Annotated in this window: 13 protein-coding genes and 2 tRNA genes; 11 read left to right on the forward strand and 4 right to left on the reverse strand. The window is 67.7% G+C overall.

Annotated features, from left to right (window positions below; genetic code table 11):
• Positions 1-48: 48 nt before the first annotated feature.
• Complete coding sequence (locus AOK08_RS21905) at positions 49-945, reverse strand: helix-turn-helix domain-containing protein (RefSeq protein ID WP_055528890.1); 897 nt, start codon at positions 943-945, stop codon at positions 49-51.
• Between the two features lie 212 nt (positions 946-1,157).
• On the opposite strand from AOK08_RS21905, the gene AOK08_RS21910 reads away from it, so the two are divergent.
• The 5 genes from AOK08_RS21910 to AOK08_RS21930 all read left to right on the forward strand — a co-directional run bounded on the left by AOK08_RS21910 (position 1,158) and on the right by AOK08_RS21930 (position 4,570).
• Positions 1,158-1,385, forward strand: a complete 228-nt coding sequence (locus AOK08_RS21910; protein ID WP_157876750.1) for a hypothetical protein — start codon at positions 1,158-1,160, stop codon at positions 1,383-1,385.
• Positions 1,382-1,636 (forward strand): hypothetical protein, encoded by a 255-nt coding sequence (locus AOK08_RS21915; RefSeq protein ID WP_055528896.1) that lies wholly within the window; start codon positions 1,382-1,384, stop codon positions 1,634-1,636. The genes AOK08_RS21910 and AOK08_RS21915 overlap by 4 nt, the downstream gene beginning before the upstream one ends.
• 121 nt (positions 1,637-1,757) lie before the next feature.
• Entirely contained in the window at positions 1,758-3,113 is a 1,356-nt protein-coding gene (locus tag AOK08_RS21920) for an AAA family ATPase (protein ID WP_055528898.1), read from the forward strand.
• 137 nt (positions 3,114-3,250) lie between these two features.
• Positions 3,251-3,859, forward strand: coding sequence for an HNH endonuclease family protein (locus AOK08_RS21925; RefSeq protein ID WP_055528899.1), 609 nt, complete (start codon positions 3,251-3,253; stop codon positions 3,857-3,859).
• 153 nt (positions 3,860-4,012) lie between these two features.
• A complete protein-coding gene (locus AOK08_RS21930; protein WP_055528904.1) occupies positions 4,013-4,570 on the forward strand; it encodes a DUF4232 domain-containing protein in 558 nt (185 codons plus the stop codon).
• Positions 4,571-4,646: 76 nt separating this feature from the next.
• Here the strand turns inward: AOK08_RS21930 and purL are convergent, their stop codons facing one another.
• The 3 genes from purL to purS are packed head-to-tail and all read right to left on the reverse strand — an operon-like array spanning position 4,647 to position 7,842.
• Positions 4,647-6,905: a phosphoribosylformylglycinamidine synthase subunit PurL gene (purL, locus tag AOK08_RS21935; RefSeq protein ID WP_055528909.1), complete on the reverse strand. Its 2,259-nt coding sequence runs from the start codon at positions 6,903-6,905 to the stop codon at positions 4,647-4,649.
• The gene (gene purQ, locus AOK08_RS21940; protein WP_055528911.1) at positions 6,902-7,582 is read right to left on the reverse strand and encodes a phosphoribosylformylglycinamidine synthase subunit PurQ; all 681 of its coding nucleotides are present in this window, start codon (positions 7,580-7,582) and stop codon (positions 6,902-6,904) included. The genes purL and purQ overlap by 4 nt, the downstream gene beginning before the upstream one ends.
• Positions 7,579-7,842, reverse strand: a complete 264-nt coding sequence (gene purS / locus AOK08_RS21945; protein WP_055528913.1) for a phosphoribosylformylglycinamidine synthase subunit PurS — start codon at positions 7,840-7,842, stop codon at positions 7,579-7,581. The genes purQ and purS overlap by 4 nt, the downstream gene beginning before the upstream one ends.
• Before the next feature lie 371 nt (positions 7,843-8,213).
• On the opposite strand from purS, the gene AOK08_RS21950 reads away from it, so the two are divergent.
• The 6 genes from AOK08_RS21950 to AOK08_RS21975 all read left to right on the forward strand — a co-directional run.
• Positions 8,214-8,531, forward strand: a complete 318-nt coding sequence (locus AOK08_RS21950; protein WP_055528915.1) for a histone-like nucleoid-structuring protein Lsr2 — start codon at positions 8,214-8,216, stop codon at positions 8,529-8,531.
• A 161-nt stretch (positions 8,532-8,692) separates the two neighbouring features.
• Positions 8,693-8,764 (forward strand) — tRNA-Gly (locus tag AOK08_RS21955).
• An 81-nt stretch (positions 8,765-8,845) separates the two neighbouring features.
• Positions 8,846-8,918: transfer RNA gene (locus AOK08_RS21960), tRNA-Gly, on the forward strand.
• 142 nt (positions 8,919-9,060) lie between these two features.
• On the forward strand, positions 9,061-10,056 hold the full coding sequence (locus AOK08_RS21965; protein ID WP_055528918.1) for an ABC transporter ATP-binding protein: 996 nt from the start codon (positions 9,061-9,063) through the stop codon (positions 10,054-10,056).
• Positions 10,053-10,850, forward strand: coding sequence for an ABC transporter permease (locus tag AOK08_RS21970; protein WP_055528920.1), 798 nt, complete (start codon positions 10,053-10,055; stop codon positions 10,848-10,850). Before AOK08_RS21965 ends, AOK08_RS21970 begins: the two co-directional genes overlap by 4 nt.
• Before the next feature lie 32 nt (positions 10,851-10,882).
• The coding region (locus AOK08_RS21975) for a sensor histidine kinase (protein ID WP_079054189.1) at positions 10,883-11,964 on the forward strand (1,082 nt) is incomplete at its 3' end.

The raw sequence follows: 11,964 nt of genomic DNA on the forward strand, positions 1-11,964 counted from the left end.
TGTAGGACGACTTGAACCAGGTCTCGTTGTCTTCGGCGTGGTGAGTACTCATGCTTCATCCAACTCTCGTGCTGCTCGCTTCAGGAATTCGGGCGTTTCCCTGGGGCCACCGGCGTCAGCCCGCATGGCGTCAAACCGGCGTTTGTACGCCCAGATCTCTGTGTCTTTGTCCGTCACGCCCACCGCGCTGAATCCGTCGACGCTCACCACCGTGGGCAGCGGCGGGACGAACTCCATGAGCGTGAAGTTCTGGCTGCACCGGTAGACCGGCTGGCGCATCGGCAGGATCTGCACGGTGACATGCTCCAGTGCAGCCAGTTCCGCGAGGTGCTCGTACTGCTCCCGCATCACCTCCGGGCCGCCGAACACCCGCCTGAGCACTGCTTCGTCGAGGATCGCGTGAACTTCGACCGGACTGTCGCTACGGGTGATGGCCTCTTTGCGGCGCATCCTGATCTCGACGTTCCGCTCGACGAACTCGGTCGTGCGCTCGTCGATCGGCTTGGCGGTCTCGAACTGCGCCCGTGCATATCCCGGTGACTGGAACAGGCCGAACATAACGTCCGGTTGGTAGACCCTGAGGATCTTGGCGTCGCCTTCGAGGCCCAGGCTGATGTTGAAGCCGGACGGCATGAAGGTGCGGTACGGCGACCACCAACCCCGGTTCAGCGAGTTCTTGTGGACGTCGAGCAGGAACTCCACGTCGTCCGGGTCGCCGACCCCGTACCTGTCTAGCAGTTCCTTGAGGTCCTGCACCTTGGGAAGGCTGGTCAACCCCTTCTCCACCCGATGCAGGGTCGACTCCGAAACAGAGGTACCCCTGACCGCTTGGGCCCTGGTCATCCCCTTGCCCGTGCCGTCTTCCTTCTCTACCTGCTCCCGCAACCGCCGCAACTCCTGGCCGAGTTGCATCCGCCGAATCGTCGGCCCCGTCTTCGCTGCCACCGTGTCCGCTCCTTTCGCGGCCCAGCAGGTCAACCGTACGTCGATGCCCACCGGTTGACCCCTCGTGCCGGGCAAATCACTGTCCGTGCCCAGAGTGTGACAGCACTAGCCCACCTCCCGCAGATACTTCCCCACTTTCAGGCATATACCACTTCGCGTGGGATTCCCTCGTTCGATTGTCTGGCGGCTGGAGCAAGGGAACCGTTGTCCCCATGACCACCACTTCATCCCCTTTCCGCGTGGGCGACCGAGTCCGCGGCACCAGCTACGTCCCGCCCGACCTCCGCCGGCGCGAAGCGCCCGAACCCTTCGAGGGCATCGTCGTGCAGGTCGGGACCGGGTACCCCAAGATCGACGCCGAGGGCGACTTCCTCTGGGTGCGGCTCGCCGACTGCACGGAGCGTCAGTCACTCGTGACCGACACGGAGCTGCACTCGTGACCGGCGTCGGCACCGACCCCCGCTGCGACATCTGCAAGGTCGGCCGCGCCCCCTTCCTTCGCTACGGCACCCTGGAGAACACCGGCCGCATGTGCTCGGAGTGCTTGCACACGACCCGCCTGTGCGCCATCTGCCAACAGCCCGCCAGCACGCCGCTGGTCGCCCTCCCCACGGTCGACCAGGGCACCGGGCCGGGCCGGACCTCGTACGCGTGCGGGGCATGCGTGGACGGGAAGGTCGTGAAAACGTGACTGGGGCTTTCACGCACCTCTGCAATTTCACCGCCGTGAGAAAGTGAGCCGTAAGGGTCCTCGTACGTGCTGGGGCGCGGTAGCCGAGGACCTCACCGGTCGAAGAGGAATCGGAGCGCGGGTGTACGTCACGAGGCTTCAGGTCACGGACATCAAGGGCTTCAGCGGGCAACGCGCTGTGAACCTGGAGCTGCCCGGCCGCAGCGGCTGGACGGTACTCGCGGGCCGGAACAGTTCCGGAAAGTCGACGCTGCTGCAAGCCATGGCGCTGGCCCTGGCGGGTCCGTCGGTCGCACGGGGTCTGGTCACGGACTTCACCGACTGGATCACCCGTGACAGGCAGGACGGCCGGGTGACATTGGAGGTCGCCACCGACACCGCAGTCGACTCCTACGTCGATTCATCAGGCCCATACCCGCCTCGGGAACTGCTGCTGGGGCTTCACTGGACCCGCCCTGACCGGCGGGCCGGCGAGCGAAGCGTTCGGCGGCCGGTGATGGAGGGCACGGGCGGCGACTGGGCGAGTGTCCACTACGGCCCGTGGGCCGAGAACCCGCGCGGGTGGTTCTGCGCCGGTTATGGACCGTTCAGGCGGCTGACCGGCGGCTCCAGTGAGGCGCAGCGCCTCATGGGCGACCAGGGACCGACCGGCCGCGTGGCCACGCTCTTCCACGAGGACGCCTCGCTGGCCGAGGGAGTGGCGTGGCTGGTCGATCTTCGTCTGCGGAAATTCGAGGAGCAGGAGGCCAGACGGGAGGAAGGCTCCGGACTGCTGCTGGATGCGGCCCTGACGCTGTTGGTAGACGGACTTCTGCCCGACAGATACCAGATCAGATTCGTGTCCGCCGACGGGCTGTGGGTGGGTGAGGGAGACCGCGAGCTCATTCCGCTACGCGAGATGAGTGACGGCTACCGAACCGTGGCCGCGCTGGTGCTGGACATCGTCCGTCAGATCCACGCGGCCTACGGCCGACTGGAAACCGCACCGATCGGGAGCGGCGGGATCGCGATCCTGCAACCCGGTGTCGTGCTGATCGACGAGGTGGACGCGCACCTGCACGTGACCTGGCAGCGCAGGATCGGGGGCTGGCTGCGCGAGCACTTCCCCAATATCCAGTTCATCGTCTCCAGTCACAGCCCCTACATCTGCCAGGCCGCCGACGAGGGCGCCCTGATCCGCCTGCCCGGGCCGGACGAGTCCGAGCCGCCCAGGGTCGTGGACGAGGACCTCTACCGCCGTGTCGTCTACGGAAGTGGTGACGACGCGGCGCTGTCGGAACTGTTCGGGCTGGAGTCGCCGTACTCCACCCGGGCGGAACAGCAACGGCAGCGGCTGGTGGCGTTGGAACGCAAGGTGTACGACGGCTCGGCCAGCCCCGAGGAAGTCACCGAGTATCAGAAACTGAGCCAGTTGCTGACGAGTTCCCTGGAGAGCCGCGTGGCCGAGGTCGACGCCCGGTTGGAGCGGGAGACGTGATCCCCCTCCAGCGTTGTTCGGTCCCCGGGGCAACGCAAACCCTCCTGACACGCTGGACCACCAGAGTCCAGGAAGCGGGAGCAACCGCCCAGGCGGCGCGCGAGCAGTGGACCCGAGCGCGAGCCGCCAAAGACCAGGTGAAGCAACTGCTGGAGTCGATGGCGCACGGCGCGGCACGGTGCATGTACTGCGATGACAGCCGTGGCACGGATATCGACCACTTCCAGCCGCTCGCGCAGGCGCCGTTGCGCACCTTCGTCTGGCCCAACCACCTGCTCGCCTGCTCCCACTGCAACAGCAACGTGAAGAGGGACCAGTACCCGCTGAGCGCGGACGGCTCCTGTCTGCTGGTCGACCCCACTGCGGACGACCCGGCCGAGCATCTGTTCCTCCTGCTCAAGAGCGGTGAGTACGGCCATCACACCGACAAGGGCAGAGAAACGATCAGAGTGTTCGGCCTCAACCGTCCTGACCTGGTCAAAGGGCGGCAGAACGCCTTCATCACCGCCTGCGCCGTCCTACAGCGCTGGCACGCTCTGCATCAGGATGGTGATCCTGACGCACACCGCTACGCCCAAGCTCTGCTGGAGTCACCGTTCGTCGATGTCGTACACACCGTGACACGCATTCAGCCCGACCGCGCCGCAATGATCGTCGACCGGCAGACCCTCCCCGCCCTCGGCCCCTGGCGCAGCCTGTACGAGGCCGGACACATCAGGCGCGCCGAGCACACCACAGCGTCGTAACCGACGAGGCGTACGAGGCGTACGAAGCGGTGACATCAGTTACCCGACTGTCGAGAAAAGGAGCCAACCGCCTCCGGACCCCGCACGTCTTCAGGTGCGTAGGCGCGCACTGACCCGCGTGCCGATCCGTACACGAGGGGAACCAGAGACTCCATGAACAACAAGCTCGCCGCCGTCGCCCTGGCCGCTGTCGTCGCCGGCGGCTACGCCGTCACCACCGTCCCGGCCTCGGCCGCCACCACCTCCGGCGTCACCGCCAAGGCCGCTCCGGCCCGCTGCCACACCGCCGACCTGAAGGCCGGTTTCGCAACGGGGGGCGACGCGGCGCCGGAGATGGGGCAGACCACGAAGCAGACGCAGGCGTTCATCTGGTTCACCAACAAGAGCTCGCGCACCTGCACGCTGTCCGGCTTCCCCGGTGTCGACATGGTCGGCGCCCAGTCGACCGATGGGACGTGGTCGTTGGCGCGCTCTGCCAAGAGGCCCGTGAAGATCACCCTGGAGAAGGGCGACACGGTGGACTTCAGCATCAACCTGCTCCCGGTCGCCAAGTCCACGCCGAAGAAGGAGAAGTTCGTCCCCAAGACCTTCCTGGTCACCCCGCCGAACGAGACGAAGCACTTCACCCTGACGTGGCCCTTCGGCGGCCAGATCCTCAAGCAGGACGGCGCCACCCACCCGGGCACCTACGTCAACCCGATCGGCTTCTGACCCACTAGCTGGACCGATGAGGGCCCCGCCTGCCAACCGGCAGACGGGGCCCTCATCGTCGTACAGCCAGAACCAACTACGCCAGCAGCGCCGGAATCGTCGCCTCGTGCGCCTCGCGGAGTTCCGCCAGGGTGAGCGTGAACTCGCCCTGGAGTTCCACCGAGTCACCGTCGACCACGCCGATCCGCGTCACCGGCAGCCCCCGCGCCCCGCACATGTCGGTGAAGCGCAGCTCCTCCGAGCGCGGGACGGCGACGACCGCGCGGCCCGCCGACTCCGAGAAGAGGAGGGTGAAGGCGTCGAGGCCGTCGGGTACGACCAGACGCGCGCCCTTCTCGCCCAGCAGCGCCGATTCCACGACCGCCTGGATCAGGCCGCCGTCGGACAGGTCGTGCGCGGAGTCGATCATGCCGTCGCGGGAGGCGGAGATCAGGATCTCGGCCAGGAGCCGCTCCCGCTCCAGGTCGACCTTGGGCGGCAGGCCACCCAGGTGGTCGTGCACGACCTGCGACCACGCCGAGCCGCCGAACTCCTCGCGCGTGTCCCCGAGGAGGTACAGCAGCTGCCCCTCCTCCTGGAACGCCACCGGAGTCCGTCGCGCCACGTCGTCGATGACGCCCAGGACAGCCACGACCGGCGTGGGGTGGATGGCCACCTCGCCCGTCTGGTTGTAGAGCGAGACGTTGCCGCCGGTCACCGGGGTGCCCAACTGCTGGCAGGCGTCCGCGAGTCCGCGTACCGCCTCGGCGAACTGCCACATGACCGCCGGGTCTTCGGGCGAACCGAAGTTCAGGCAGTCGGACACCGCCAGCGGCTTCGCGCCCGTCGTCGCCACGTTCCGGTACGCCTCCGACAGCGCCAACTGCGCGCCCGCGTACGGGTCGAGCTTGGCGTAACGGCCGTTGCCGTCCGTCGCGATGGCGACCCCGAGGCCGCTCGCCTCGTCGATGCGGATCATCCCGGAGTCCTCGGGCTGCGCCAACACCGTGTTGCCCTGCACGAAGTGGTCGTACTGGGAGGTGATCCAGGACTTGGAGGCCTGGTTGGGGGACGACACCAGTTGGACGACCTGGGCCTTCAGCTCATCCGAACTGGTCGGCCGCGCAAGCTTGTTGGCGTCGTCCGCCTGGAGGGCGTCCTGCCAGTCCGGGCGGGCGTACGGGCGCTCGTAGACCGGGCCGTCGTGGGCGACCGTACGCGGGTCGACGTCGACGATCTTGCCGCCGTGCCAGAAGATTTCGAGGCGGTCGCCATCCGTGACCTCACCGATCACCGTGGCGATGACGTCCCACTTGTCGCAGATGGCGAGGAAGCGGTCGACCTTCTCCGGTTCCACCACCGCGCACATGCGTTCCTGCGACTCGCTCATGAGGATTTCCTCGGGAGAGAGTGTCGAGTCGCGGAGCGGTACGTCGTCCAGCGTCACGCGCATTCCGCCGGAGCCGTTCGATGCCAGCTCGGACGTCGCGCAGGAGAGGCCGGCCGCACCCAGGTCCTGGATGCCTACGACCAGCTTCTCCTGGAAGGCTTCGAGCGTGCACTCGATCAGGAGCTTCTCCTGGAAGGGGTCGCCGACCTGGACAGCGGGGCGCTTCGACGGCTTCGCGTCGTCGAAGGTCTCGCTCGCGAGGATCGACGCGCCGCCGATGCCGTCGCCGCCCGTGCGGGCCCCGTACAGGATGACCTTGTTGCCCGTGCCCGACGCCTTCGCGAGGTGGATGTCCTCGTGCCGCATGACACCGATCGCACCGGCGTTGACCAGCGGGTTCCCCTGGTAGCAGGCGTCGAAGACGACCTCGCCGCCGATGTTGGGGAGGCCCAGGCAGTTGCCGTAGCCGCCGATGCCGGCGACGACGCCCGGGAGGACGCGCTTGGTGTCCGGGTGGTCCGCCGCGCCGAAGCGCAGGGGGTCCACGACCGCGACCGGGCGGGCGCCCATCGCGATGATGTCGCGGACGATGCCGCCGACGCCCGTGGCCGCGCCCTGGTAGGGCTCGACGTAGGACGGGTGGTTGTGCGACTCGACCTTGAAGGTGACCGCGTAACCCTGGCCGACGTCGACGACGCCCGCGTTCTCGCCGATGCCGACGAGCAGCGCGTCGCTCTGCGGGGCCTTCTCGCCGAACTGGCGCAGATGCACCTTCGACGACTTGTAGCTGCAGTGCTCGGACCACATGACCGAGTACATGGCCAGCTCGGCGCCGGTCGGGCGGCGGCCGAGGATCTCCACGACCCGCTCGTACTCGTCCTTCTTCAGGCCGAGTTCGGCCCAGGGCAGCTCGACGTCGGGGGTCTCGGCCGCGTGCTCGACCGTGTCCAGAGGCGTCCGGCTCATGCGTTGACCAGCTTCTTGAGGATCGAGGTGAAGAAGGGGAGGCCGTCGGTGCGGCCGCTGCCGATCAGCGGCTCGACCGCGTGCTCGGGGTGCGGCATGAGGCCCACGACGTTCCCGGCGGCGTTGGTGATGCCCGCGATGTCGCGCAACGACCCGTTCGGGTTGAAGTCGACGTAGCGGAACACGACCCGGCCCTCGGCCTCCAGCTCGTCGAGTGTGTGCTCGTCGGCGACGTACCGGCCGTCCATGTTCTTCAGCGGGATGTGGATCTCCTGGCCGGCCGTGTAGTCGGCGGTCCAGGCGGTGTCCGCGTTCTCCACCCGCAGCTTCTGGTCGCGGCAGATGAAGTGCAGGTGGTTGTTGCCGAGCATCGCGCCCGGGAGGAGGTGCGCCTCGGTGAGGATCTGGAAGCCGTTGCAGATGCCGAGGACCGGCATGCCCGACTTCGCCTGCTCGATGACCGACTCCATCACCGGCGAGAAACGGGAGATGGCACCCGCACGCAGATAGTCGCCGTACGAGAATCCGCCGGGCAGAACCACCGCGTCGACCTGCTTGAGGTCCTTGTCCTTGTGCCAGAGGGCTACCGGCTCCGCACCCGCGAGGCGGATCGCGCGCTGGGTGTCCCGGTCGTCCAGGGAACCCGGAAAGGTGACGACTCCAATACGAGCAGTCACTTCTCTTCCCCCACCATCTCCTCCACCTTCACGGTGAAGTCCTCGATCACGGTGTTGGCGAGGAAGGATTCCGCGAGCTCGTGGATGCGGGCGAGCGCGGCGTCGTCCACCGGTCCGTCAACTTCCAGTTCGAATCGCTTTCCCTGACGTACGTCGGAGACACCCTCGAAACCGAGACGCGGCAGTGCACGCTGCACCGCCTGGCCCTGGGGGTCGAGGATCTCCGGCTTGAGCATGACGTCGACTACGACGCGTGCCACTGGCACTCCCGGTGTTGTGGTGCTGAGCAGGTTGCTACACGTGGCTTCAGACTACCCGTACAAAATTTCTACGCGGGTAGATTCGTAGGAATCTACGGAAACCCGGGAGGACGGCATCACGATCCGGTATCGGAGGGGTGCCATCCCGAAAAATTCTGGGAAAGATCCGGGTTCATGCCCAGGATGTCTATTGCGGGGAAGACACGCGGGCAGATTTAGTCGGGCTTCCCATTGCAATGCCGGGCACTGTACAAAGGAAAAGGCATTAGCCGATACTTTGCCCAATAACAGTCGGACAACCAAGATCTCACGACACCTCCCGACGTCTTCGCACGTCGCGGACGAGGTGTCGCACGAAGGGACCGATATTCGTGGCTCAGCGTGTCGTGGTCACACTCTCAGACGACATCGACGGCTCGGAAGCGGCGGAAACCATCGCCTTCGGACTCGACGGCAAGTCGTACGAGATCGACCTGAATCAAACCAATGCCGAGAAACTGCGTAGGGCCCTGGAGCCGTACGTGGAGGCCGGCCGCAAGCGGTCGCGCTCCGGCAAGGCGTACAAGCAGACGGAGGTCGCCCCCGACCCCTCGGCGGTCCGGGCCTGGGCCCTCGCCAACAAGATGGACGTGCCGACCCGGGGCCGCATCCCCAAGAAGGTGTACGAGGCGTTCACCGCCGCCCAGTAGTTCCGGGCAGCCTCCCCGTCGGGCCGCGGCCGGTGATCGGCCGCGGCCCGGCGGTGCCTCAGGAGCCCCTCCGCGCAACCGACTTGCGTTGACCCCCTGCTGATCAGCTAGAGTTTGGAACACGCCGAGGGGCAAGGCCGAAAGGCCCGGCTCACGAGCTTGCGGGTGTAGTTCAGTAGCAGAACATCCCCCTTCCAGGGGGAAGGCGCAGTGTGCAATTCCTGTCACCCGCTCTGCATCGCCGGTCTGACCACTCTTGTGGATCAGGTAGGCTGGTGCTCGCGCCAGTCGGTGAAAGCCGACTGGAGGCAAATGCGGACGTAGCTCAGTTGGTAGAGCGCAACCTTGCCAAGGTTGAGGTCGCCAGTTCGAACCTGGTCGTCCGCTCAGAAGAACAAGACCCCGGTCCACTGGACCGGGGTCTTGTTCGTTTTCATCTCCCATGGGTTCATGAGCGTCTGACATTTGTCATGTGGGGTGATGACACCGCGCACTGCCCTCCCCTCCTTCCGGCCGAGATGCTGAAGGCATGGAAACCAACGAACGCGAACACGTGATTGAGGTCACTGACCTGCGGCGTGTGTACGGGGGCGGGTTCGAGGCGGTGCGCGGGGTGTCCTTCTCCGTGGGCCGCGGGGAGATCTTCGCTCTGCTCGGCACGAACGGCGCGGGCAAGACGTCCACCGTCGAACTGCTGGAGGGGCTCGCGCCGCCGGCCGGGGGACGCGTACGGGTGCTGGGTCACGACCCGTACACCGAGCGGGCCCTCGTACGGCCGCGTACCGGCGTGATGCTCCAGGAGGGCGGCTTCCCCTCCGAGCTGACCGTCGCCGAGACCGCGCGTATGTGGGCCGGGTGCACCAGCGGGGCGCGGCCCGAGGCGGAGGCACTCGCGCTCGTCGGGCTGGAGCGGCGGACCGACGTACGCGTGAAGCAGCTGTCGGGTGGTGAGCGGCGGCGTCTCGACCTCGCGCTCGCGATCCTCGGCAACCCCGAGGTGCTGTTCCTCGACGAACCGACGACCGGCCTCGACGCCGAAGGGCGCCGCGCCACCTGGGAGTTGGTACGGGAACTGCGCGACGGCGGTACGACCGTGCTGCTCACCACGCACTACCTGGAGGAGGCCGAGGATCTCGCCGACCGGCTCGCCATCCTTCACGAGGGGCGCATCGCCGCCGCCGGTACGCCCGCCGAGGTGACCGCCTCGCAGCCGTCCCGGATCTCCTTCGAACTGCCCTCCGGGTACTTCGTCGGCGATCTGCCGCCGCTCGGCCCGCTCGGCGTGAGCGGGTACGAGGAGGAGGGGCGGACCGTACGGCTGCGGACCCATGAACTCCAGCGCGCGGCAACGCGGTTGCTGGTGTGGGCCGAGGAGACCGGGGTCACGCTGCGCGGGCTCGATGTGCGGTCGGCGTCGCTGGAGGAGGCGTTTCTGCGGATCGCCCGCGAGGCGTCGGCATCGGCTGCAGCGGCTGCAGCGGCGGGTGTCGAGGGTTCGGTTCTCGCTGAGGAGCGTGTCGCATGAGTACGGTTGTCGGGGCCGGCGAGGCCGGTCGTACCACTCCCGCCGGGCGGATGCGGGCCCTGGCGCGGGCCGAGTGGACGTTGTTCCTGCGGAACAAGGGGACCCTCTTCGCGGCCCTGTTCGTCCCGCTGGTGCTGCCGTTCACCGCGCGGTCCGCCGCCGACGGAATGGACCTGAAGGAGGCCGGGCTCAACCTCGGGACGGTCATCCTGCCCTCGTCGATCGGCTTCTCGCTGCTGTTCGCCGTGTACATGGCCCTCGTCCTCGCCTTCGTCGCCCGTCGCGAGGAACTCGTCCTCAAGCGGCTGCGCACGGGTGAGCCGCGCGACGCCGAGATACTCGCCGGGACCTCGCTCCCGGCGGTCACGACAGGCCTCGTACAGAGTCTGGTGCTGATCATCGGCTGTTCCGTCGCGTTCGACCTCGACGCGCCGCCGGCACCTCAACTCGCCGTGATCGGGCTGCTGTTGGGTGTGGTGATGTGTGCGGCGCTGGCCGCGCTGACCGCCAGTTTCAGCGCGACCACCGAGAGCGCGCAGGTCACCTCGATTCCGCTGATGCTCATCTCGTTCGCCGGCTCCGGGCTCGCCGTCCCGCTGGAGGTGCTGCCCGACCGGGTGGCCCTCGTCTGTGAATTCCTTCCGCTGACACCCGCGATCACCCTCGTGCGCGGCGCCTGGACCGGCAACCTGTCGGCGTACGAAGCCCTGGGCGCCGTACTGGCCGGCCTGGCCTGGACCGTGCTGTCGGTGTTTGCTGTACGACGGTGGTTCCGCTGGGAACCCCGGCGTTAGTGAACAGCGGGGGGCACGAGGACATGGACAGGATGGGCAGGTCGGGGCCGGGGAACTGGTGGCGGCGCAAGAGCACGCCGGCGAAGGTGGAGACGTACACACGCTGGTCGTTCCATCTGTTCGCCTTCGTCGAGATCACCGCGTGCGGGCTGCCCGCCCTCGGGCAGGTGGACGCGCGGTTCGCGGGCTGGATGCTGCTGCTGGTGAGCGTGCATGCCGTGTTCTGCGCGGTGACCGCGTCCCGGGCCCTGGACTGGATCCGCGGGACCCGGGAACAGCCCCTGCGGCTGATGGCCGGCTTCACGGCGGTCACCGTGGCGATCGGGGTCGCGGCCCTGGCCGTGGCCAAGCACGGGCCGGGCGGCGAGGACGCGGAGGCGTCCGCGGCCGTGATGTTCTTCGGCGTGCTGGCCTTCGGCGCGGGCGTTCTCACCCTCGGGGTACGCAGTCGGAGGCGGATGTCGGCACTGGTGGCCGGCATGGCGGTGGGCTCGGCCGTCATGGCCTTCCTCGTGGGTTTCCGGCCGATCCCGGCCTTCGGCATGGGTCTCGCGGTGCTGCTCTCCGGCGCGTTCGTCGCGGCCACCTGCGCCTTCTCCGTCTGGCTGCTCAACGCCGTCTACGAACTCGACGAGGCCCGCGAGACCCGGACCCGGCTCGCCGTCGCCGAGGAAAGGCTGCGTTTCGGCCGCGATCTGCACGACGTGATGGGCCGGAACCTGGCGGTGATCGCCCTCAAGAGCGAACTGGCCGTACAGCTCGCCCGCCGCGAACGCCCCGAGGCCGTCGACCAGATGATCGAGGTCCAGCGGATCGCGCGCGAGTCTCAGATGGAGGTACGGGATGTCGTACGGGGATACCGCGAGGCCGATTTCACGGCCGAACTCCTGGGCGCACAGGGCGTGTTGACCGCAGCGGGGATCTCCTGCGAGGTGACCGGGGAAGCGGCCGGGCTGCCGGGGGACGTGCAGTCGGCGCTCGGCTGGGTGGTCCGGGAAGCGACCACCAACGTGCTCCGGCACGGGGATGCCGGGTGGTGCGGAGTGAGGGTCCGGGTCGGGGACGGGCGGGTGGTGCTGACTGTGGAGAACGATGGGGTTGCCGGGGGTGCCGG

Source organism: Streptomyces graminilatus (genome assembly GCF_001418565.1).
GTDB lineage: Bacteria > Actinomycetota > Actinomycetes > Streptomycetales > Streptomycetaceae > Streptomyces > Streptomyces graminilatus.

Bases quoted from the DNA above. Each gene is read 5' to 3' on its own strand.
- AOK08_RS21965 (WP_055528918.1), top strand. From the start codon at position 9,061: ATGGAAACCAACGAACGCGAACACGTGATTGAGGTCACTGACCTGCGG.
- AOK08_RS21930 (WP_055528904.1), top strand. From the start codon at position 4,013: ATGAACAACAAGCTCGCCGCCGTCGCCCTGGCCGCTGTCGTCGCCGGC.
- purL (WP_055528909.1), bottom strand. From the start codon at position 6,905: ATGAGCCGGACGCCTCTGGACACGGTCGAGCACGCGGCCGAGACCCCC.
- AOK08_RS21970 (WP_055528920.1), top strand. From the start codon at position 10,053: ATGAGTACGGTTGTCGGGGCCGGCGAGGCCGGTCGTACCACTCCCGCC.
- AOK08_RS21910 (WP_157876750.1), top strand. From the start codon at position 1,158: ATGACCACCACTTCATCCCCTTTCCGCGTGGGCGACCGAGTCCGCGGC.